Origin of the sequence: Amycolatopsis sp. NPDC059235 (assembly GCF_042754125.1) — a bacterium.
Classification (GTDB): Bacteria; Actinomycetota; Actinomycetes; order Mycobacteriales; family Pseudonocardiaceae; genus Amycolatopsis; species Amycolatopsis albidoflava.
On record NZ_JBHZAG010000063.1, the window covers coordinates 40,322 to 61,713 of the forward strand.

Below are 21,392 nucleotides of genomic sequence, written 5' to 3' on the forward strand. Positions count from 1 at the left end.
GGAAAAACCATGGATCGCAGGGACTTCCTGAAGGCGCTGGGCATCACCGCCACGGTCACCGGGGCAGGGGCGTTCCTCGCCGCGTGCAACGCGAACGAGCAGTCCGGCGGCGGGGGCGCGGTCGCGGTGGCGTCCGGCGGCACGCTGTACATCCTCAGCGACACCACCTCGCAGCACCTCGACCCGGCGAAGAGCCAGAACCTGGCGATCACCACGATCAGCCTGATCCACCGGCGGCTCACCGCGTGGAAGACCGCCGAGGACGGCCCGGCCACCGTGGTCCCGGACCTCGCCACCGACACCGGCCGGGCGAGCGCGGACGGCAAGACCTGGACCTACACGCTCAAGGACGGCCTGAAGATGGCCGACGGCACGCCGATCACCAGCGCCGAGATCAAGCACGGCATCGAGCGGTCGTTCGATCCGGCGTTCTCCGGCGGCCTGAGCTACCACAAGAACCTGCTCGACGGCGCGGCCGGATACAAGGGCCCGTTCAAGGGCGGCGAGCTCGCGTCGATCGAGACGCCGGACCCGAAGACGATCGTGTTCCACCTGGCCCGGCCGTACGGCGACTGGCCGTGGATCGCGAGCATGCCCGCGTTCGCGCCGGTGCCGAAGGGCAAGGGGACCGACGCGACCTACGACACGAAGCCGGTAGCGTCCGGCCCGTACCAGGTCGAGTCGTACCAGAAGGGCGTCCAGGTCAAGTTCGTCCGGAACCCGAACTGGGACGCCAAGACCGACCTCGCGCGCACCGGCCTGCCGGACGCGGTCGTGATCCAGATGGGCCAGGACACCGGCGTCGTCGCGAAGCGGCTGCTGGCCAGCCAGGGCAACGACGCGTTCGCGTTCGGCTCGTCGTTCGTGAACCCGGCGCAGCTGGCGCAGATCCGCACGAACCCGGCGGCGAAGAACCAGCTCGTCACGTCGAAGTCCGGCGCGCTGGCCTACCTCGCGCTGAACACCAAGCGCGGCCCGCTGGCGAATCCCAAGGTGCGCCAGGCGTTCCAGTACGCCGTGGACAAGACCGCCTACCAGGTCGCCGCCGCGGGCAGCGCGGACCTGGCCGGCCCGATCGCCACGACGCTGATCACCGAGGGCATCGCCGGGCGCGAGGTGTACGACCTCTACCCGGCCCCGCCGAACGGCGACGTCGCGAAGGCGAAGCAGCTGCTCGCCGAGGCGGGTTTCCCGAACGGCATCGACAACCTGGACTTCCCGGTGTCGACGGCGAACAACGAGGCGGACAAAGCGCAGGCGATCCAGGCCGCGCTGCAGCGAGCGGGAATCCGCACGAAGCTGCGTCCGCTCGACGACGAAGCGTGGACCACGCTAGTCACCGGCAATGACGGCAACTACGACCTGACTCTGGGCTCGTGGCAGCCGGACTTCCCGAGCGCCAACGCCAACATCGAGCCGCTGTTCGGCACCTCGGAGATCGGCAACGGCGGCTACAACGAGGCACGCTACTCGGTGCCCGAGGTGGACGCGCTGATCGCGCAGGCGCAGGGCACGGTCGACCCGACGGCGGCCGGGAAGCTGTGGGCCAAGGCGGACAAGCGGATCATGCAGGACTCGCCGGTGATCCCGCTGATCTACACGCGCAACTCGTTCCTGCACGGCGCGAAGGTCGGCAATTTCGCGATCGGCGCGTTCCCGGCGTACCCGAACTACCTCCAGATGGGCCTGGCGAAGTAATCCCGTGTCCGAGCAGCTGCTGTCCCTGCGCGACGTCTCGATCCGGTTCGGCGACACCCTCGACGCTGTCGCGGTCCGCGAGGTGAGCTTCGAGGTGCGCCCCGGCGAGGTCGTCGCCCTCGTCGGGGAGTCCGGTTCCGGCAAGTCGGTCACCGCGCTGTCGCTGCTCGGCCTGCTGCCGGACACCGCGACGGTGACCGGTTCCGCGGTGCTCGACGGCCGCGATCTGTACACAGTGGACGGTCCGGCGCTGCGCGCGGTGCGCGGCGGCGAGATCGGCATGGTGTTCCAGGAGCCGATGAGCGCGCTGAACCCGGTGTTCCGGATCGGCACGCAGCTCGTGGACGCCGTCCGGGCACATCGCAAGGTGTCCCGGGCAGCGGCGCGGGAACGGGCCCGGGAACTGCTGGAGCTCGTGGAGCTGGACGCGCGGCGCGTGCTGCGCGCCTACCCGCACGAGCTGTCCGGCGGGCAGTTGCAGCGGGTGGTGATCGCGATCGCGCTGATCCACGATCCGAAGCTGCTGATCGCGGACGAGCCGACCACGGCGCTGGACGTCACCGTGCAAGCCGGGATCCTGCAGCTGCTGCGGTCGCTGCGGGACCGGCTCGGCACGGCGATCCTGCTGGTGACGCACGACATGGGGGTGGTCGCGGACGTCGCGGATCGGGTCGTGGTGCTCCGTGACGGCGAGGTGGTCGAGCAGAACACGGCGGCCGGATTGTTCGCCGCACCGCAGGCCGGCTACACGCGGGAACTGCTGGATTCGGTGCTGTCGCTGGGTTCCGCGCCTGCTGGTGCGGTGCGGCCGACGTCGGCTCCGCTGGTTTCGGTGACCGATCTGGCGGTGACGTACCGGGTCGGCGGCGGCGCTCCGCCGGTGCGCGCGGTCGACGGCGTCTCCCTGACGATCGGGACCGACGAAGTGCTCGGCCTCGTCGGCGAATCCGGTTCGGGCAAGAGCACGATCTCGTCCGTGCTGACCGGTTTGGTCGCGCCGTCGGCGGGCACCGTGCAGGTCGACGGCGTGGACATCGCGCGGGCGTCGGCCCGGCAGCGGCGGGAAATCCGGCGGCAGATCGGGATCGTGTTCCAGAACCCGGCCTCCGCGCTCAACCCGCGCGCGACGATCGGCGCGAGCATCGCCGAACCGCTGGTGGTGCACGGCGAACGCGGCGAGCACCGGGAGCGGGTCGCGGAACTTCTCGCCGCCGTGCGCCTGGATCCGAGCTGGAGCGGCCGGTACCCGCACGAACTGTCCGGCGGGCAGCGGCAACGCGTCGGGATCGCGCGGGCGCTGGCGCTGCGGCCCCGGCTGCTGATCGCGGACGAGCCGACGAGCGCGCTGGACGTCTCGGTGCAGGCTTCGGTGCTGGACCTGCTGGCGGACCTGCAGCGGGAACTGGCGTTCGCGTGCCTGTTCATCAGCCACGACCTGGCGGTGGTGGAGCGGGTCGCGGACCGGGTTGTCGTGCTGCATCACGGCAAGGTGGTCGAGGAGGGTCCGGTGGCATCGGTGCTGGGCTCGCCGCAGGAGGACTACACGCGCCGGCTGGTCGCGGCGGCGCCGGTCGCGGACCCGGAACGGCAGCGGGAACGCCGGGAGGCTTGGCGCGCGCTGTCCGGCTGACCGATGAGTTCGCGCCCTTCCGGGAGTCGGTACGGAAAACGGAAGGGACTGACATGGGAAAGCTGCTGTACTCCGCCGCGATGTCGCTGGACGGGTTCATCGCCGGGCCGGGCGGGGACATGGGATGGCTCGCGCCGTACACCGGGGACGCCTCGGCGGACGAGCTGGCCGCGGAGGTCGGCGCGCTGCTGGTCGGCCGCAGGACCTTCTCCGGCGACGACCCTTATCGCGGCACCGAGGCCGAGGGCAAGGCCTTCGGCGGCTTGTGGGACGGGCCGCAGGTGGTGCTGACCCGGGGTGTCGCGCCGGCGGTGCCCGGGGTGACGTTTTGTTCGTCTCTCGAGGAAGGCGTCGCGGCGGCTCGAGCGGCGGCGGGGGAGAAGACGGTCAATGTGCTGGGCGCTTCGGTCGGGCGGGCCTGTGTGGAGGCGGGTTTGCTGGACGAGGTCGCGGTGATGGTGATGCCGGTGTTGCTCGGCGGCGGCGTGCGGTTGTTCGAGCGGGCAGGGTCGCCGGTGCGGTTGGAGCTGCTGGCGCAGCGGGGGACGAGCCTTCGGTATCGCGTGCTGCGCTGAGCGTCAACGGTCCGCACCGGTGGGCTGTCGGCGTCGGTTTCGACCGGAAACGGCCGCGTCGCAGGGCGGAAACCCGTCGAGAGCACTGGATCACGTCCGAGGCGGGTTTACAGCGCGGACCGGGGGTCCCTAGGATCTGCGGCGCCGGAAGTGCCGCGGACGCGCGGCCCCGGCGGGGTGGAGGTCTGGATGGGGAACCCGGAGTCCGGCAGCGACCTCGAGTCGGTCGCGAATCTCGTGCGGCTGTCCGAGACGGCGCCGATGCCCCGGATCGACGGCAGCGAACCCCCGCCGCTGGTGCGTCCCCGGGCCGAGAGCGGCACCGAGACGACCTCGGCGTTCGGCGGGGTCCTCGACCTTTCGACCGGTTCGCCGGCCGAACAGCTCGCCAAACGCGGCCCGGTTCCCGCCGCGGATCCGCCCGCGAAGCCCGCGCAGACCGCGCCGCCGGCCCAGCGACGGCCCGCGCGCTACGGCGTCTTCGCCGGTGCGGCAGTGGTGCTCTGTGCCGGGCTGGGCTCGTGGGCGTTGTGGCCGTCGACGTCCGGCGGGGCCGATCCGCAGCCCGTCCAGCCGCCGCCCGCTCCGGCGCACACGACTTCTTCCGCGCCGCCCGCGGTGAGCACGCTGAGCGCGTCCCCCGGCCCGGCCAGCGGCCAGGTGCGGGACACGATCGTCCGGGCCAGCAGCCGTCCCGCGACGACCGCGCCGCCGCCGCGCGTCCAGCCGACGCAGGACCCGCAGCAGGACAGCCGGAACCAGCCGCGCGACCCGATGGGAGACGCGTTCCGCTCGGCGGTCAGCTCGTACATGGAGCAATGGGGCGGCGACAACGGCGACCAGCCGCGCCGCTGGCACGGATGAGCGGCGGCAGTACTACTCTCAGTAGGCCACTGTCGACCGACTGCTCCGCGAGGTGTCCATGACCGGCTCGTCGTCCCCGTTGTCGCCCAGCCAGGTGCCGGTCGGGGTGGACCCGAACCGCCCGAGCATCGCGCGGATCTACGACGGGTTCCTCGGCGGGAGCCACCACTACGAGGTGGACCGCGCGGTGATGGAGAAGATCAGCACGGCGGTCCCCGAGGCGGTGCACATCGCCCGCGGCAACCGCGGCTTCCACAACCGCGTGCTGCGGATGCTGGCGAGCCAGACCGACATCCGGCAGTTCCTCGACTGCGGTTCCGGCCTCCCGACGGCCGAGAACACCCACCAGATCGTGCAGCGCTACCACCGCGACGCGCACGTGGTGTACGTCGACAACGACCCGGTGGTGCTCGCGCACGGCCGCGCGCTGCTCGAGGACAACGACTTCACGCACATGGTCGAGGCCGACATCTTCGAGCCGCAGGCCGTGCTGCAGCACGAAACGGTGCGCGAGTACCTCGACTTCTCGGAGCCGGTCGCGCTGCTGCACATCGGCACGATGCACCACTACGAGGGCGACGGCGCGGTCGAGGTGATGCGCGAGTACATCGACGCCCTCGCGCCCGGTTCGTACGTCGCGATGGCGCATTTCTACGACCCCGAGGTGCCGGAGCTGACCGCGGTCGCGAAGCGGATCGAGGAGATCCTGGTGTCCGGACCGCTCGGCGCCGGCCGGTTCCGCACCCGGGCGGAGATCGAGGCGATGCTGCCCGGCCTGGAGCTTCTCCCGCCGAGCCGTACCGATGGCCCCGGCTTGTCGGTCGCGGACGAGTGGTGGCAGGACGGGCCTCGGCTGAAGCCGCTGAGCGACGCGGCCCGGTGTGTGGCCGGTGTGGTGGGGCGGAAGGTCTAAGCCGTGGTCGGCTGGGGGATTTCCGCGACCGGGGCGGGCTGCAGCCGGGCGATGAGATACCCGACGAACCCGAACCCGATCAGCACCGCCAGCGTCCCGGCCGTGAACAGTTCGAAGGTCAGCCGCGACACGCCCCACTTCGCCTCGAAGTCGTAAGGCACCCCGAGCATCCGGTCGAGCACCCCCGGCACCACGGTCTGCCACGCGCCGAGCAGGATCCACGCGTAGATCAGCACCGCGCTGACCCACAGGCCGACCCGTCCGCCCGGCACCCGGAACGGGCGTTCGACCGACGGGTATTTCCGCCGCAGCACCAGGATCGTCGGGAAGATCAGCAGGTACGACAGCAGCAACGTGCTCACCGCGATGTTCAGCACGACCGCGAACACCGCCGACGCCGAACTGCTCTGCACAATCGTCGCCACCACCGTGAACACAGTCGCCACCACGCCGGAAAGCAGGTTGACCCGCAACGGCGTGTTCAGCTTCGGGTGGAAAGCACCGAACCACCGCGGAAACGCCCCGTCGACGGCGGCCATCGCCTGAATGCGGTCCGAAGCGATCATCCACGAGCAGCCCTGGTTCAGCAGGACGAAGACGAACACGACCGCGGCGAGCGTCAGCATCGCGCCGGAAGCGCCGCCGTACACGGAGAACACCTGGCGCACCGCGTCGAGGAAGCCGCCGAGTCCGTTGATCTTGTCCGCCGGCATCACCAGCACGATGCCGAACACCGGCACCAGATAGCACAACGCCGACACCAAACCCGAAACCCCGACAGTGACCGGGACATCGCGACGTGGGTTGTGCATCTCCTCGGCGGCGCCGTTCGGCGCTTCAAAGCCCACCAGCGCGAACATCAAAACCGGGACCACGGCGAGGAATCCGCCGATAGTCGGCGAGAAGGCCAGCGAGCCGTGGACGCCGTGGCGGGCCGCATAGATCGCCGCGGTGACCGCGAAGAGCACCACGAGACCGACCTTCAGCAGCGCACCGGCGGCGATGAACCACTTCCCGTACCGCAGGCTCACCACCGCGCCGAGGATCGCCAGCCAGATGAAAATCAGCTTGAACGCGTAGTCCGCGAACCCGCCCGGCGAGGCGGGAACCAGATACTGCTGCCAGGTCGCCGCGGCGAGGAAGGTGATCGATCCGCCCAGCCACACCGGGTTGGTGATCCAGTACAGCAGCGTGCCGAGCGCGGCGGGCAGCTTCCCGAAGGCGAGCCGCAGCCAGACGAACGGGCCGCCCTCCGCGGGAAACGCGCTGCCCAGCTCGGCCATGACCAGCCCGTACGGGAACAGGAACAGCACCAGGAGCACGGCGGTCCAGGTGACCGCCTCTGCCCCCGAAGTCGCGATCTGGCCGATGGTGTCCACTGAGATGATGGCCGCGATCGCGAGGAAGATCGAGTCGATCCGGCGCAGGTTCCGCCGCAGGTTTCCGGATTCGCTGTTGACGAAGGTGGGTTCGGACACGCTTCACCGCCTTTGGTGAATCGAGGGGGAGGAGTCAGGCTGCGGTGTTCTCCAGGTCTTCCTTGTGCAGCAACGGAGTTCCGACGGTCTCGCGCATCGAGAACGCGGCGACGAGACCGACGGCCGCCGCGACCATCAGGTACGGCCCGGGCACCAGAGTGCTGCCGGTAGCGGAAATCAGGACAGTCATCAGGTACGGCACAGTGCCGGCGAACAGCGCCGCGGTGATGTTGTACGCGATCGAGAGCCCGCTTTGGCGGGTGCGCGTCGGGAAGATCTCCGCGGACCACACCGCGTAGGTGCCGAGGATCGCCGCCAGGATGGCGCCGAGCGCGAGCCCGCCGATCCAGGTTCCGACGAGCCCGGTGCGCATCAGCAGATACGCCGGGGTGGCGAGCACGAACAGCGCGACGCCCGCGCCGATCAGGATGGGCCGTCGGCCGACGCGGTCGGAAAGGCGGCCGAAGAAGGGCACGAGGAACAGTCCGACGAGCGAGATCACCGTGGACAGCGCCGCCGCGCTGCCGGACGAGTGGCCGAGGTAGTCGGTCTCGTAGGTGACCAGATAGGTGAGCACGGCGTAGAACGGCACGTGCATCATGGTCATCAAGCCAGCGGCCTGCAGGAGCTGCTTCTTGTTGTGGCGGAACAGTTCGCGGACCGGGCTGCGCGGCACGTTGTCGGTCGCTTCGAGCGCGCGGTACTCCGGGGTGTCCTCGATCTTGCTGCGGATGACGAACCCGATGATGCCGAGCGGCGCGGCGATCAGGAACGGAACGCGCCAGCCCCACGACGCCAGCTGCGCGTCCGTCAGGCCGATCGAGAGCAGCAGGAACACGAACGAACCGGCCAGAAATCCGAGCAGCGAACCGACTTCCAGCCAGCTGACGCCGAATCCGCGGCGACGGCGCGGCGCGTACTCGGCCAGGAAGCTCGCCGCGCTGCCGAATTCGCCTCCTGCCGCGAGGCCCTGCAACAGGCGCAGCAGCACCAGCAGGATCGGGGCCGCGATGCCGATCGTGGAGTACCCGGGCAGCAGGCCGATCACCAGGGTCGCGCCGGACATCACGAAGATGACCACCGACAGCGTCCGCTTGCGGCCGATCTTGTCGCCCAGCGGTCCGAAGATCAGCGCGCCGATCGGCCGGATCCCGAACGACACCGCGAAGACGCCGAACACCGCGAGCAGCCCGGCGGTCGAGTTGCCCGCCGGGAAGAACACGGACGCGATGGTGCCGGCGAGGTAGGCGTAAGCGGCCCAGTCGAACCAGTGCACGAAGACGCCGACGGCGCCGGCCGCGACACTGCGGCGCAGCGTGGCGGGATCGGCGCTCTGGTCGGCCAGGTCTGGCGCCGGAGAGGCGTCGGATGCGGTCATGAGTGGCCTCCTTGGACCGGTTCTTCGGGAGGACGCTAAGAGCGGCCCACGGCATCTAACAAGAAGTAATAAGCAAAGCAATGCATCTGTTCGGCTTATGCAGAGGCGCTGAGCTGTGCCGATACGAGGGTCTGATGGCGGCGAAACCCAGCGTTTACGTGCGGGAGGGTCCGCCGGTGAGGGCTTTCGGGGTGGTCAGCGCGAGGACCTGGTCGTCGGTCAGCAGCCGCCGTTCCCGCACGAGTTCCAGCGCCGGACGCCCGGTTCGGTGTGCTTCCAAGGCGAGCGTGCACGCGGTTTCGTAGCCGAGTGCCGGGCTCAACGCGGTGACCAGCCCGGTCGAGGTAGCGACGAGGTCGGCCAGGTGCTCCCTTCGCGCGGTGATGCCGCGTACGCACTGTTCGGCGAGCACGCGGGCCCCGGCGGTGAGGTGGTCGAGGCCAGCCGTCAGCGCCCGCGCGATGATCGGTTCGAAGGCGTTGAGCTGCAGCTGCCCGCCTTCGGCGGCGAGCGTGATCGTGACGTCGTTGCCGATGACCTCGAAGGCGATCTGGTTGACCGCCTCCGGGATCACGGGGTTGACCTTGCCCGGCATGATCGACGACCCGGCCTGCCGCGCGGGTAGCGCGATCTCGCCGAACCCGGCCTGCGGCCCCGACGAGAGCAAGCGGAGATCGTTGCAGATCTTGGACAATTTGACCGCCACGCGTTTCAGCACGCCGGACAGCTGCACGAACACGCCGACGTCCTGGGTCGCCTCGATGAGGTCGGGTGCGGAGACGAGTGTCGCGATCCCAGTCAGCTCGCGCAGGTGCGCGACGGCTCGTTCCCGGTACCCAGGACGCGCGTTGAGGCCGGTCCCGATCGCCGTGCCGCCAAGGTTCAGTTCGTGCAGCAGAAGTCGGGCTTCGGCGAGCCGCTGTTCGTCCTCGCCGAGCGTCGCGGCGAACGCCCCGAACTCCTGGCCGAGCGTCATCGGGACGGCGTCCTGCAGCTGGGTCCGTCCCATCTTGAGGACGTCGGCGAACTCGATCGCCTTGTCTGCGAAAGCTTCCCGCAGTCCGGACAGCGCGGCGAGGAGTTCGGCGAGATGCCGGTCGAGCGCGAGTTTGACCGCGGTGGGGTAGACGTCGTTGGTGCTCTGGCCGAGGTTGACGTGGTCGAGCGGGTGCAGTTCGGCGTACTCGCCGCGGGCGTGGCCCAACAGCTCCAAAGCGCGGTTGGCGATGACCTCGTTGGCGTTCATGTTCGTCGAGGTCCCGGCTCCGCCTTGGATGAGGTCGACGACGAATTGATCGTGCAGGCGGCCGTCCCGGATCTCCGCGCACGCCTGAACGATCGCGGCGGCCTGTTCCGGCGAGAGAGCACCGACCTCCGCGTTGGCGCGTGCGGCGGCTTCCTTGACGGCGGCCAGCGCGGTGACGAGATGCGGCCGGTCGGCGAGGGTTTCGCGCGTGATGGGGAAGTTGACCAACGCACGGGCGGTGTGCGCGCCGTAGTAGACGTCGTCGGGCACGCTGATCTCGCCGAGCATGTCGTGCTCGGAGCGGGTGCTGGACATCGGTGTCCTTCCCGGTTCAGGAGGGTTCAAAAAGTACGGTCTACGCCGGTCCACGCCAGCGCGATCGCGCCGTCGAGCAGGGCCCGTTCCGCGGTGCCGCCGACGCAATGCGCGGCGAATTCGCGCTGATGGTTGATCGCGGGCAGCGACCCGATGCCGATGTAGGGATGAATCGCGGGCACGACCTGCGAGACGTTGCCCATGTCGGTCGACGCGCGGTTCATCCGCGACGCCGTGCCGTCCGGAGCGAACTCGCGGCCGAGTTCGAGCGCGTTCGCGCGATAGGCGGCCAAAGCGGCTTCGTCGGCGCGGAATTCGGCGTACGGCTTGCTTTCCGGCTCCACGCTCAGCTCACAGCCGGTGGCCAGCGCGCCAGCCTCGAAGGCGCGCATCACACGCGGCTCCAATTCGGACAGTTCCGCCAGTGTCTCGGCGCGGACATACCACCGGCCGGACGCGTGCTCGGGGATCGCGTTGGGAGCGTCTCCGGCGTGCGTGACGATGCCGTGCACGCGCGCCGACGCCGGAAGTTGTTGCCGCAGAAGGCCGATCGCGACCTGGGCGACGGTGAACGCGTCGGCCGCGTTGACCCCGGCCTCGGGGTAAGCGGCGGCGTGCGCGGACTTGCCGGTGTAGGAGATCTTCGAGTGACTGACCGCGAACGGCCGCGCTTCGGCGACGTCCACCGGCGCGGGATGCACCATCATCGCGAGGTCCACGCCCGCGAAAGCGCCGCGTTCCAGCAGTTCGATCTTCCCGCCGCCGCCTTCTTCGGCCGGAGTGCCGTAGACCTCGACGGTGATCCCGAGGTCGTCGGCGACGGTTGCGAGTCCTAGGGCGGCACCGATGGAACTGGCCGCGATGAGGTTGTGCCCGCAGGCGTGGCCGAGGCCAGGCAGCGCGTCGTACTCGGCGCACAGCGCGATCCGCCGGGGACCGGAGCCGAAGCTGGCGTGGAACGCGGTGTCCAAGCCGAGGTACTTCGATGAAACCGCGAACCCCGCCCGGTCGAGCAGTTCCGGGACGGAGGCCGCCGCCCGATGCTCTTCCCACGCGGTCTCCGGGTCGGCGTGGAGCCGCTCGGACAGCTGGATCAGCTCGTCGGCATGCCGTTCGACCGCGGCGCGGGCCGCCGCTTTGGGTGCGGCCATCACTCGTCTCCCGGCACGCCGTACGACGGTGCGGCGACGGGGTTCAGGCCGCGAGTGACGTAGTCGTCGCGCTGGGGGAGCCAGACGTCGACGAGTTCGGCGAGCGCCTCGATCGGCTCGTCCGCCCAGTCCACGCGCAGATCCGTGACCGGCCACTCCGCGGCGGACACCACGACGAGCCCGGCCGACCGCACCGGGCCTTCCTCGCCGCCCGCCGCGAGCCCGGCCCGCATCGCCGTGACGAGGCGCTGCTCCAGCTCGCCGACCGCGTCGGTGAAAGCGTCCACCATGGACTGGGGAATGTGCTCACCGGCCAGCATATTGCCCGCCACGACCACGCCGTCCGCCGTCGCCGACGCGTGCGTGCCGAGGGTTTTCGAGCCGCTGTAAGCAAAACCGGGCCCGGTCTGGCCGAGCACAGTCAGCTGCCGGTACTCGATGTGGTCCGCCGAAGACGTGACCTCGGCCAGCGCCTTCTCCGGATCCCCGTGCTCGGCGAGCCGGTCCAGCAGCCGCCCGCCGAGGCGAGGGTCGGTGATGTTCTGCGAGGCAGCCGCGCCGAGACCCGGCCGCAGATGCGCGACCCGGGCGACGACTGCCGGGCTGGACGAACTGGCCGCGATGCCGAACCGGACGGTGTCGCCGGAAGTGTCGCGGGCGACGATCGAAAAGGTCACTTCTCCTCCTCCGGGATCACCGCGATGGCGTCGATCTCGCACAGCCATTCCGGCCGGGCGAGCGCGGACACGACCACGCCGGTCGAGATCGGGTGCACGCCCTTGGTCCAGCGCCCGACGGTGCGGTAGACAGTTTCGCGGTAGCGCGGGTCGACCAGGTAGATCGTGAGCTTGACCAGGTGTTCCATCCGGCTGCCCGCTTCTTCGAGCAGCATCTCGATGTTCGCCATCGCCTGCTCGGCCTGCGCGCCGACGTCGCCGATCCCGACCGATTCGCTCGTGTCGAGGTCCTGCCCGATCTGGCCGCGGACGTAGACCGTGCCGTTGGCGACGACGGCCTGGCAGAGGTCGTTGTCGAGGTTCTGCTCCGGGTAGGTGTCCCGCGTGTTGAACGGGCGGATGCGACGGTGGACAGTCACTGCGTGGCCTTCCCTGCGGCGGTCGTCGGACGCCTCAGCCTGACCGCGTGGCCGAGGTTCTGTCCAGTAGATCTTTCCGGACCAATGCATCTGTTCCGCTGATGCACTCTGCATCTCTGAAACAGATCTTGAGTGCCGGAAACATCTGTTGGACACGAGCAGTGCGGGCCGTGAGGATCCGGAGAGACGGCGCTGAACCGCGCTGAAGCCGGAGCGGAGGTCTGGGATGTCGAGCGAACAGGTGGAGGCCCTCGTTGTGGGCGGGGGACAGGCCGGCCTGGCGATGAGCGAGCACCTGAGCGAGTGCGGCGTACCGCACGTGGTCCTGGAACGGAACCGGATCGCCGAACGCTGGCGCTCGGAACGGTGGGATTCGCTCGTCGCGAACGGCCCCGCGTGGCACGACCGGTTCCCCGGCCTGGAGTTCCCCGACGTGGCCCCCGGCGAATTCGCGTCGAAGGACCAGGTCGCGGACTATTTCGAGGCATACGCGGAAAAGATCGCCGCGCCGGTCCGCACCGGGGTCGAGGTGACGTCCGTGCGGCGGCACGAGGGCAGGCCCGGATTCCGCGTCGAAACCTCGGAAGGACCCATCGACGCCCGGTTCGTGATCGCCGCGACTGGTCCGTTCCAGCGCCCGGTAATCCCGCCGATCGTGCCCGCCGACGCCGGTCCCGTGCAGCTGCACTCCAGCGGGTACCGCAACCCGGAGCAACTCCCCGAAGGCGCGGTGCTGGTCGTCGGCGCGGGCTCGTCGGGCGTGCAGATCGCCGAGGAACTCCGCCGCGCCGGACGCGAGGTGTACCTGTCCGTCGGCCCGCACGACCGTCCGCCGCGCAGCTACCGCGACCGCGACTTTTGCTGGTGGCTCGGCGTTCTGGGCAAGTGGGACGCCGAAACGCCGCCGGCCGGAGCGGAACACGTGACCATCGCGGTCAGCGGCGCACGCGGCGGGCACACCGTGGACTTCCGCGCGCTGGCCGGGCTCGGCATCACGCTCGTCGGCATGACCGGCGCGTACGCCGACGGCAAGCTCGCCTTCGCGACGGACCTCGCGAAGAACATCGCGGCAGGCGACGAGAATTACCTCGCCCTGCTTGACGAAGCCGACGCCTACGCCGCGCGCAACGGGCTCGACCTGCCGGAGGAACCGTCCGCGCGCGAGCTGGGTCCGGACCCGGCGTGCGTCACCGATCCGGTGCTGGAACTGGATCTGGCCGCGGCGGGCGTGACGTCGATCGTGTGGGCGACCGGTTTCGCGGTCGACTACAGCTGGCTGCAGGCCGACGCCTTCGACGAGAACGGACGGCCGAAGCACCGTCGCGGGGTGTCTGTGGAGCCGGGGGTGTATTTCCTCGGCCTGCCGTGGCTGGCGCGGCGGGGGTCGAGTTTCATCTGGGGGGTGTGGCACGACGCGAAGTTCGTGGCCGACCACGTGGCGATTCAGCGCGGGTACCAGAGCCACTGGGCGTGAACGGTCTGAGCGTTTGCGCAGGTTGGAGCGGGCACCGGGCTGGCTGCCTGCAGTGCGGCTCCGCTCCCGCGAAAGTCCGTGAGGGGAACCCTGAGGGACTCTGATTCCGTCACGGTTCCCCTCACGGACCTCGGCCCGCGGGCACCACGCGCCGGGCCCGTCGACCGGGGCGAGAACCCCCGCGCACAACCCGAACCCGCAGAGCACCGCGGACTCGTGAGTGTTTGTGCCAGTCAGCACCGGCACAAACGCTCACGAGGAATACATCGCCCGGCACAACTCCCGAAACTCCTGCGCCCGCCGAGTAAGCCGAACCCCGCGCATAGCGGCCAGGACGATCTCCAACGACGGAACCTCATCCGTCAGCGCGAGCGGCACGACACTCGCACCCGCGTAAGTCGTGTCAGCAGGCGGACGCTGGTTGAGCAACGCGAACCCGTGCCCGGAAGCCACCAGCGCCCGCACCGTCTCGTACCCGCTGGTCCGATGCCGGACCCGCGGCGACACCCCAGCGTCGCTGAGGATCGACTGCAGATACTCCCGGCTGTGCGGCAGATCGAGCAGCACCATCGGCTCCTCGGCCAGCTCCTGCAGCGACACCTTCCGGCTCTTCCGCCGGGCGAGCCGGTGGTCCTCCGAAACGAGCGCGTATGGCGCGGCCGTGCCGACCACCTCGCGGTCGATGTCGTCGTCTAGGTCGTACCCGTACAGGATCGCCAGCTCGGTTTCGCCAGCCCGCAAAGCGCTCTTGAGCGCCTTGTGCTCACCCTCGCGAAGGGACACGTGGACCCGCGGATGCCGGGCTTCGAACTCGGCCAGCAGGCTCGGCAGGCGGAACGGCGCGAGCGTAGTGAAGCAGCCGACGGTCAGCGTGCCGACCAGATCGGTGCCGGATTGCCGCGCGGTCTCGACCAGCTCCGCGCCGTGCGCCAGGAAATCCAGCACCCGCTTGTAGAACTCCTCGCCGGCGGTGGTCAGGCTGAGCCCGCGGGCGTGGTGGCGCAGCAGGAACTGCACGCCCATTTCCTTCTCCAGCTGCGCGATCGCCGTCGAAACAGCCGACTGCGACACCATCAGCTCCTTCGACGCGGCAGTCATGCTCAAGTGCCGCGCCGCCGCCTCGAAGTAGCGAAGCTGCACGAGGGTGAAGGAAGGCTCGCTCATGCCGACATCCTGCCTCAGTGGCAGCAATCCGGATGCTGAGGTTTCGGCGCGGGCGTGTCCAGCGCCGGGTTGGCATCGAAGAATCCGCTGGGCTTCAGCGTGAATCCGGTGTGGTCGACAGGCATGATCGGCCAGTCCTCGGTGCGCGGGTAGTGCGTGAGGCCGAAGGTGTGCCAGACGACCAGGTCGGTGCCGTCGAGGTCGCGGTCGGCCTGGATCCAGGTGTCGATGCCGGTCTTGCCGTCGTTCTGGTTGACGTACTCGCCCGCCGGGAAGCGTTCGTCCTCGGCGTACGCGGTGACCCACAGGTGCTTGCGGGTGAAGGCGGCGCGGCGGGCGATGGACGACGCGTCGTCGGCCAGCAACGGCGGCAGGCCCTCCGGATGCAGCGTGTAGGCGACGGGTTTGCCGAGCGCGTTGTGCGACTCGGGATTACTGATCCGCCAGGTGCGGCCGAGGTTGCCGTCGGCGAGCCGGGCGGCCTCGGATTCCTTGGCCAGCCTGGTGATTTTGCGGGTGAAGGCGTTGCCGTACGGGTTGTCCGGGCCGATCGGGACCCGCTGCACGTCGATCTCGTCGACGGCGTTGGCGAGGCCGTCGACCATCATGTCCAGCCGCGCGGAGAACAGGTGCTGGTGGAACGGCGCGCCGATGCCGGGGGCGATTTCGGTGGCCCACGGGTACTCCGGATCGTCAGCCGGGAAGGCCGAGGTGAAGACGATGCCGGTGGCCTTGCACTCCAGTTCGATGGTGCCGTCGAGGTAGAGGTACCAGTAGAAGCCGTAGTCGTAATTGCCGACGGTGACGAAGAACGAGATGACCAGCCGGCGCTGCCTGCGGGTCGAAACACTTCCGTTGTAGTGGTCAGTGTGCTTCCACAGCACGCCGGCGTCTTCCTCGTGCATGCAGATCGCGTTCGTGATGGTGTGCGGCTGGCCGTCGTCGTCATGCAGGACCGCGTCGAAGTAGCGGATCTCCCCGAGGCAGTCGCAGCCCAGGGTCAGCGAGTTGGCTTCCTTGCCCAACGAATACTCGCCCGCGTCGAAGTAGTTCTGCCAGAACCGGACGGGGCTCGGATCGCCGTAAGGGACCACCATCTCCGCCACTGAAGCGCGGTAGACCACCGGACGCAGCCGTTCGCCGTCCTGGAAGCCGATTTGGTGCAGGGTAAGGCCTTCGACCGCGTTGAAGCCGATCCGGAACTGCCACTTCTCCCACGTGACGACATCGCCGTCGACGGTGAAGCTCGGGCCCTCGGGCTGGGTGATCACGATGGGTTTCTGGGTGTCTCGCGCCGGACCGTCGAGGTGGTAGTCGTAGGCAGTGCGCGGGATGTCGGCCGGGCCGTCGTCGATGAGGTCGTGCACGCGGCCGGCGATCAGGTCGACGTAGGCCACGACGCCGTCGATCGGGTGCGCCCACAGGTTGTCGTCCTTGTTCAGCTGCAGGAAAGCCAGGCAGCGCACGAGCCGGAGCCCGGTTTCGCCGGGGATGTCGAAGCACCCGGCGCTCAGCGCGGAGATCCGGACCGAACGCGGTTCTTCGATGCCGCGGCGGCGCATCGCCGCGTTCCACGCCTCGTCCTCCCAGAGGATCTTCTCGACCAGGTCGAACTCCTCGTGCAGGATCGGCGGCTGCCCCTCGGCCACGACGTCCACCGCCCGCTCGGCCACGATCTCGCCGCTGGTCAGCGACACGACCGCCTCGCGCACCGCGCCCGTCTCCCGGTCCAGGAGCAGCGAGCGGACGCGGCGGTCCACCGGGTCGCCCGGCCGCCAGGCGAGCACGGCCCCTTTCGCCGGTTCGAGCAGTGAGACGAGCGCGAACCGGGTGCTCTCGGTCGCGATCCCGGCCTCGGCCAGCAGCGCCCGGTTGCGGGCGACCTCGTCTTCGGTCAGGCGCGAGAGGGGGTGGGCCATGCGCGTCTCCTCATTCTTTGCGGTCTATCGCAAAGAATGCGTCCTGCCGGTCTGCCTGGCAAGGCCCTTACGGGGTGGGTTCTCCGGAACCCGCGCTGGGTTTTTCGATGCACGTCATCAATAATCCTGGACGTGGCACGACCCAAGGACCAGGAACGGCGGCGCGACGAGCTGGTGGCGGCGGCCGGGCGCGCGATCCGGACGCGCGGGCTGGCCGGTCTCCGCGTGCGCGACGTCGCCGAGGAGGCCGGGCTGTCGGCGGGCTCGGTCAGCTACTACTACCCGGACCTCGACGATCTGCTGTTCGAGCTGCACCGCGACGCGGTCGACCGGTTCTACTGGGCGCGAGCGCGCGCGGCGGAGGCGGAGGACGATCCGGCCCGGCGGCTCGTGCGGCTGGTCGACGCGGGGCTGCCCGCCGACGACGGGGATCAGCTGAGCCGCGTGCTGTACGAAATGCACGTCCACGCTGCGCGCAATCCGGCGCATGCGGTGTTGATGACGGCGCTCTGGGACCGCGAGGTGTCGCTGTACTCGGCGGCGCTGGCGCACGGGCGGGACACAGGTGCGTTCCAGTTGCGCTCGCCTGCGGCGGACATCGCGGCGAACGCGGTGGCCTTGGAGGACGCGTACGGTCTGCACCTCGCCGGGCGCAACACCAGCTTGTCCGCGGACCGGGTGCGGGCGCTGGTGCTGGGGTACCTGGCCGCGGAAACCGGGCGGGACCTCGGTCAGTAGGCCGTCCAGACCGTCTTGAGGCCGGTGTACTTGTCGAACGAGTGCAGGGACAGGTCGCGGCCGAAGCCGGACTGCTTGAAGCCGCCGAACGGGGTCGCGGTGCTGAGCGCGTCCACGGTGTTCACTGAGACGGTCCCGGCGTGGATTCCGTCGGAGACGCGGTGTGCGCGGGCGAGGTCGCGAGTCCAGACCGAGGCGGCGAGGCCGTACGGCGTGTCGTTCGCCAGCCGGATTGCTTCCGCTTCGGACTCGAAAGTCTGCGTTGTGAGCACCGGTCCGAACAGTTCCTCGGTGACGAGCGGATCGTCGGAGGCCAGGTCGGTCACGATGGTCGGGTCCAGGAACGCGCCTCGACGGGTGCCGCCCGCGACGACGGTTCCGCTGCTGGCTTCGACGGCGGCCAGCACGCGGGCCGCCGCGGCCTCGTCGATCATCGGACCCAATTTCGTGGCCGGGTCCAGCGGATCCCCGGGCACCCACCCGGAGACTTTTTCGCGCAGCCGGGCGAGGAATGCGTCCGCGACCGGCGCTTGGACGAGCAGCCGGGTGGTGGCCGAGCAGACCTGGCCGGAGTTCGCGCAGAACCCGAACGCGACCAGGTCCGCCGCGGCATCGAGGTCCGCGTCGGCGAACACCGCGACCGGGCTCTTGCCGCCGCATTCGAGCCAGACCTGTTTGAGGTTCGATTCCCCGGCGTAGCGCAGGAACAGCCCGCCCACCGGCGTCGATCCGGTGAAGGCGAGGACGTCGACGTCCGGATGCCGTCCGAGCGCCTGTCCGGCGGTTTCTCCGAAGCCCGGCACGACGTTGAGCACCCCGTCCGGAATTCCCGCTTCCACAGCCAATTCCGCCAGCCGCAGCGCGGACAGCGGAGACTGTTCGGCGGGTTTGAGGACGACACTGTTGCCCGCGGCCAGCGCCGGGGCGAGTTTCCACCCGGCGATGTCGAGCGGGAAATTCCACGGCACGACCGCGCCCACCACTCCGAGCGGTACGCGCCGGATAGTGGCGAAGTTGCCCGGTGGGGTGGGTGCGACCTCGTCGTAGCGCTTGTCGAGAGCTTCGGCGTACCAGGCGAAACACTCGGCGGTCGAGGGCACGTCCTGGCCGAAGGTGTCGGAGATCGGCCGGCCGACGTCGAGGGTGTCGCAGAGCGCCAGTTCCCGGCCGTGCGCACCGATGAGGTCGGCGAGCTTCAGCAGGCGCTTCTTGCGTTCGGTGGCGGCGAGCCGTGACCAGCGGCCGTCCTCGAACGCTCGGCGTGCGGCCGTGACGGCGGCGTCGATCTCGTCTTCGCCGCCCTCGGCCACGTGCGCGACTGGGTGCCCGGTGGCTGGATTGACGTCGGCGAAAGTCCTGCCGGACTTGGCCTTCAGCCAATCACCGTCCACAAAGGCCGCTGTGCGGGGCCGCAGCTGCGCGGCCTCGTGCACCCAGTCGCCGTGGTTCATTCCCGGAACCGCCTCTCGTCGCTTCCGTCCACTATCGCCAGCCGCTGTGGTCCGCGAAAGCAGAGCTTTTCGCTGCGCTGCATCTGGCGGATCGATACAGGGTCACCGCACCAGGTTCCAGAGAGAAGCCCAGTGCTCGGCGGTCAGATCGCGGGGGAGTGCTTGCGGCGACAGCCTTTGCCGGGCAAGCCAGGTCCGTGCCCCGCGGGCGCTGACGTGGCCGGTGCGGGGCAGGATCCCGCCCAGCCCGCGGCCGCGTCCGGTGAAGACCTCGCGGACGAACTCCTGGTAATCGGCCTGCTCGGCGACCAGCGGCTGCGGACGGCGGGTGATCACGAGGATCCCGCCGTCCACGGCCGGGCGCGGCCGGAACGCGTGCGCGGGGACCCGCGCGGGCACCGCGAACTCGAACCACGGCCACCACGCGGCGGTCATCTGGGACGCGCCGCCGATTCCGGCGCGGCGGCGGGCGACTTCCCATTGCACCAGCAGCACCGCCAGTTCCCAGTGCTGCTGCCGGAACAACCGGCGCAGGGTCGCGGTGGTGAGGTGGAAAGGAAGGTTGCCGACGACGGTGTGCGGGACAGTGGGCAACCGGTGCCGGAGCAGATCGCCGTGGACGACCTCGACGTTCTCCCCGGTCCGCTGCGCCAGGCGGCGGGCGCGGCGGGGATCGAGTTCGACCGCGGTCAGCGGGCGGCCGGTGCGGCCGAGCGGGACGGTCAGCGCGCCGTCGCCCGCGGCGAGTTCCACGAGGGGACCGTTCGTGCGGTTGGCGGCGGTGCAGACAGCGGCGATGACGGCGGGATCGGCCAGGAAGTTCTGGCCGAGCTCGTGCCGTCCGCCGAAAGGCTGGGCAGACATGGGGTGCGGACTCCGCGCATGAGGAAGCGACCCGGGCGCCAGGAACGGCGGCCCGGACGGACAACGGGAGAGCGCGACGGAGCGGTGAGCTTCCGGCGCTCAGGCGTTGCGCAGGCGAGTCAATGCGTACGCGGCGAAGGTGGCACCCATGGGGCGGGAGCTTAGCCGACCGGCGAGCCCGGCCGCATCCGGGTTTTCCGGCAGCGTGCGGGCAGCGCTCTGAAAAACACGCCGCAGCCTTTCCTGATCCGGCGGCCGGGCAATTCTTCGCCCATTCCGCCGGACCGGATGGCGAACGGTCCTCTTGCGACGGAAGTACCCGGTGAAACCGGGTCGCAAACTGACACGAAACGGGGTCGCTCGGCTGAGGGGTGCGAAGCTTGCGCGGCCCTGTGACCAGCCGGAGAGTGGGAGCCGGAGAAGGAAATCCGATTCGGGAAATGGAGTGGATCCATGGTACGCGCAATGCAGCCGCAAGATCTCGTCGACAGCACCGTGATGGACAATGCGGGCAGCAAAATCGGCAAGGTCGGCACGGTGTATCTCGCCGACGACACGCGGCGGCCGGAGTGGGTGACGGTGAAAACCGGGCTGTTCGGCCAGAAGGAGAGCTTCGTGCCGCTCTCGGGTGCGGGCATGGAGAACGACGGCTTGCACGTGCAGGTGGCGAAGGACCAGGTGTCCGACGCGCCGCGGATCGACGCCGAAGGCCACCTTTCCGAAAAGGAAAGCGTCGAGCTGTACAAGTACTACGGCTTGCCGGCCCCGCGGGCCGGGAACGGCGAAAACGTCGGCGGCGGCCGGAACACCGGGCGCGACATGGCTGCAGGTGGCGCGGCTGGCGGCATGGCAGCTGGCGGTGCCGCGGGCCGAGGGCGCGACGCGGCGGCAGGCGGCACCGCAGGCAAGGAACACGCGACCGGCCACGACACCGCCGCGGCCAAGAGCGGACGCCACGAGACGGCCGACACCGGCGACGTGGTGCGCTCGGAGGAGCGGCTGAAGGTCGGCACCGAAGAGGTCGAGACCGGCCACGTGCGGCTGCGCAAGTACGTCGTGACCGCGGAAGAGCAGGTGACCGTGCCGGTCACGCACGAGGAGGTGCGCGTCGAGCGCGAGCCGATCACCGACGTCAAGGCCGCGGGCAAGGCCGAGATCGGCGAGGCGGAGCAGGACGTCGTGCTGCACGCCGAGAAGCCCGTGGTGCAGAAGGAAACCGTCCCGGTCGAGCGGGTGCGCCTCGGCACCGAGCAGGTGACCGAGGAACAGACCGTGCAGGGGAAGGTCCGCAAGGAGCGGATCGACATCGACGACGACACCGGCCGGGGCAAGAAGTCCTGACCCGAGGTCCGTGAGGGGAACCCTGAGGGAATCAGAGTCCCTCAGGGTTCCCCTCACGGACATCAGCGGGACCGCGTGGCCCGGCCGTCGGCAATCC

The 21,392-nt window shown here is 69.7% G+C and carries 17 protein-coding genes and 1 pseudogene; 8 read left to right on the forward strand and 10 right to left on the reverse strand.

Annotated elements, in window-relative coordinates:
* Window positions 1-9 precede the first annotated feature (9 nt).
* The 5 genes from ACFXI3_RS32495 (at window position 10) to ACFXI3_RS32515 (ending at window position 5,680) form a co-directional block, all read left to right on the forward strand.
* Window positions 10-1,698, forward strand: coding sequence for an ABC transporter substrate-binding protein (locus ACFXI3_RS32495; protein ID WP_378404724.1), 1,689 nt, complete (start codon window positions 10-12; stop codon window positions 1,696-1,698).
* 4 nt (window positions 1,699-1,702) lie between these two features.
* The gene (locus ACFXI3_RS32500) at window positions 1,703-3,328 is read left to right on the forward strand and encodes a dipeptide ABC transporter ATP-binding protein (protein WP_378404726.1); all 1,626 of its coding nucleotides are present in this window, start codon (window positions 1,703-1,705) and stop codon (window positions 3,326-3,328) included.
* A gap of 53 nt (window positions 3,329-3,381) precedes the next feature.
* Window positions 3,382-3,903: a dihydrofolate reductase family protein gene (locus ACFXI3_RS32505; protein WP_378404728.1), complete on the forward strand. Its 522-nt coding sequence runs from the start codon at window positions 3,382-3,384 to the stop codon at window positions 3,901-3,903.
* A gap of 189 nt (window positions 3,904-4,092) precedes the next feature.
* Window positions 4,093-4,767 carry a hypothetical protein gene (locus tag ACFXI3_RS32510; protein WP_344275729.1) on the forward strand — a complete coding sequence of 225 codons (675 nt, stop codon included), beginning with the start codon at window positions 4,093-4,095 and terminating at the stop codon, window positions 4,765-4,767.
* Between the two features lie 58 nt (window positions 4,768-4,825).
* Window positions 4,826-5,680 (forward strand): SAM-dependent methyltransferase, encoded by an 855-nt coding sequence (locus ACFXI3_RS32515; protein ID WP_378404730.1) that lies wholly within the window; start codon window positions 4,826-4,828, stop codon window positions 5,678-5,680.
* Here the strand turns inward: ACFXI3_RS32515 and ACFXI3_RS32520 are convergent.
* From ACFXI3_RS32520 to ACFXI3_RS32545, 6 genes are all read right to left on the reverse strand, one after another.
* Window positions 5,677-7,158 (reverse strand): APC family permease, encoded by a 1,482-nt coding sequence (locus tag ACFXI3_RS32520; protein ID WP_378404732.1) that lies wholly within the window; start codon window positions 7,156-7,158, stop codon window positions 5,677-5,679. The genes ACFXI3_RS32515 and ACFXI3_RS32520 overlap by 4 nt on opposite strands.
* A 34-nt stretch (window positions 7,159-7,192) precedes the next feature.
* Window positions 7,193-8,536 carry an MFS transporter gene (locus tag ACFXI3_RS32525; RefSeq protein WP_378404734.1) on the reverse strand — a complete coding sequence of 448 codons (1,344 nt, stop codon included), beginning with the start codon at window positions 8,534-8,536 and terminating at the stop codon, window positions 7,193-7,195.
* Window positions 8,537-8,690: 154 nt separating this feature from the next.
* A complete protein-coding gene (locus tag ACFXI3_RS32530; protein ID WP_378404736.1) occupies window positions 8,691-10,097 on the reverse strand; it encodes an aspartate ammonia-lyase in 1,407 nt (468 codons plus the stop codon).
* 26 nt (window positions 10,098-10,123) lie between these two features.
* Window positions 10,124-11,248: a M20 family metallopeptidase gene (locus tag ACFXI3_RS32535; RefSeq protein ID WP_378404738.1), complete on the reverse strand. Its 1,125-nt coding sequence runs from the start codon at window positions 11,246-11,248 to the stop codon at window positions 10,124-10,126.
* Window positions 11,248-11,925, reverse strand: a complete 678-nt coding sequence (locus tag ACFXI3_RS32540) for a DUF1028 domain-containing protein (protein WP_378404740.1) — start codon at window positions 11,923-11,925, stop codon at window positions 11,248-11,250. The genes ACFXI3_RS32535 and ACFXI3_RS32540 overlap by 1 nt, the downstream gene beginning before the upstream one ends.
* Window positions 11,922-12,344 carry a RidA family protein gene (locus ACFXI3_RS32545; RefSeq protein WP_344275709.1) on the reverse strand — a complete coding sequence of 141 codons (423 nt, stop codon included), beginning with the start codon at window positions 12,342-12,344 and terminating at the stop codon, window positions 11,922-11,924. The genes ACFXI3_RS32540 and ACFXI3_RS32545 overlap by 4 nt, the downstream gene beginning before the upstream one ends.
* A gap of 226 nt (window positions 12,345-12,570) precedes the next feature.
* Between ACFXI3_RS32545 and ACFXI3_RS32550 the strand changes: the two genes are divergently transcribed.
* The gene (locus tag ACFXI3_RS32550) at window positions 12,571-13,818 is read left to right on the forward strand and encodes a flavin-containing monooxygenase (protein ID WP_378404742.1); all 1,248 of its coding nucleotides are present in this window, start codon (window positions 12,571-12,573) and stop codon (window positions 13,816-13,818) included.
* A 252-nt stretch (window positions 13,819-14,070) separates the two neighbouring features.
* On the opposite strand, the gene ACFXI3_RS32555 is transcribed toward ACFXI3_RS32550, so the two are convergent.
* Window positions 14,071-14,982, reverse strand: a complete 912-nt coding sequence (locus ACFXI3_RS32555) for a LysR substrate-binding domain-containing protein (RefSeq protein ID WP_344275703.1) — start codon at window positions 14,980-14,982, stop codon at window positions 14,071-14,073.
* A 14-nt stretch (window positions 14,983-14,996) separates the two neighbouring features.
* Window positions 14,997-16,907 (reverse strand): annotated as a pseudogene (locus tag ACFXI3_RS32560) (primary-amine oxidase); the annotation flags it as partial.
* Between the two features lie 126 nt (window positions 16,908-17,033).
* On the opposite strand from ACFXI3_RS32560, the gene ACFXI3_RS32565 reads away from it, so the two are divergent.
* Window positions 17,034-17,639 carry a TetR/AcrR family transcriptional regulator gene (locus ACFXI3_RS32565; RefSeq protein WP_378404744.1) on the forward strand — a complete coding sequence of 202 codons (606 nt, stop codon included), beginning with the start codon at window positions 17,034-17,036 and terminating at the stop codon, window positions 17,637-17,639.
* Here ACFXI3_RS32565 and ACFXI3_RS32570 read toward each other — a convergent pair.
* Window positions 17,633-19,090, reverse strand: coding sequence for an aldehyde dehydrogenase family protein (locus ACFXI3_RS32570; RefSeq protein WP_378404746.1), 1,458 nt, complete (start codon window positions 19,088-19,090; stop codon window positions 17,633-17,635). The genes ACFXI3_RS32565 and ACFXI3_RS32570 overlap by 7 nt on opposite strands.
* 102 nt (window positions 19,091-19,192) lie before the next feature.
* Window positions 19,193-19,954 (reverse strand): 23S ribosomal RNA methyltransferase Erm, encoded by a 762-nt coding sequence (gene erm / locus ACFXI3_RS32575; RefSeq protein WP_378404748.1) that lies wholly within the window; start codon window positions 19,952-19,954, stop codon window positions 19,193-19,195.
* 453 nt (window positions 19,955-20,407) lie between these two features.
* Here erm and ACFXI3_RS32580 point away from each other — a divergent pair, with 453 nt between their 5' ends.
* Window positions 20,408-21,295, forward strand: a complete 888-nt coding sequence (locus tag ACFXI3_RS32580) for a DUF2382 domain-containing protein (protein ID WP_378404750.1) — start codon at window positions 20,408-20,410, stop codon at window positions 21,293-21,295.
* Window positions 21,296-21,392: the final 97 nt, after the last annotated feature.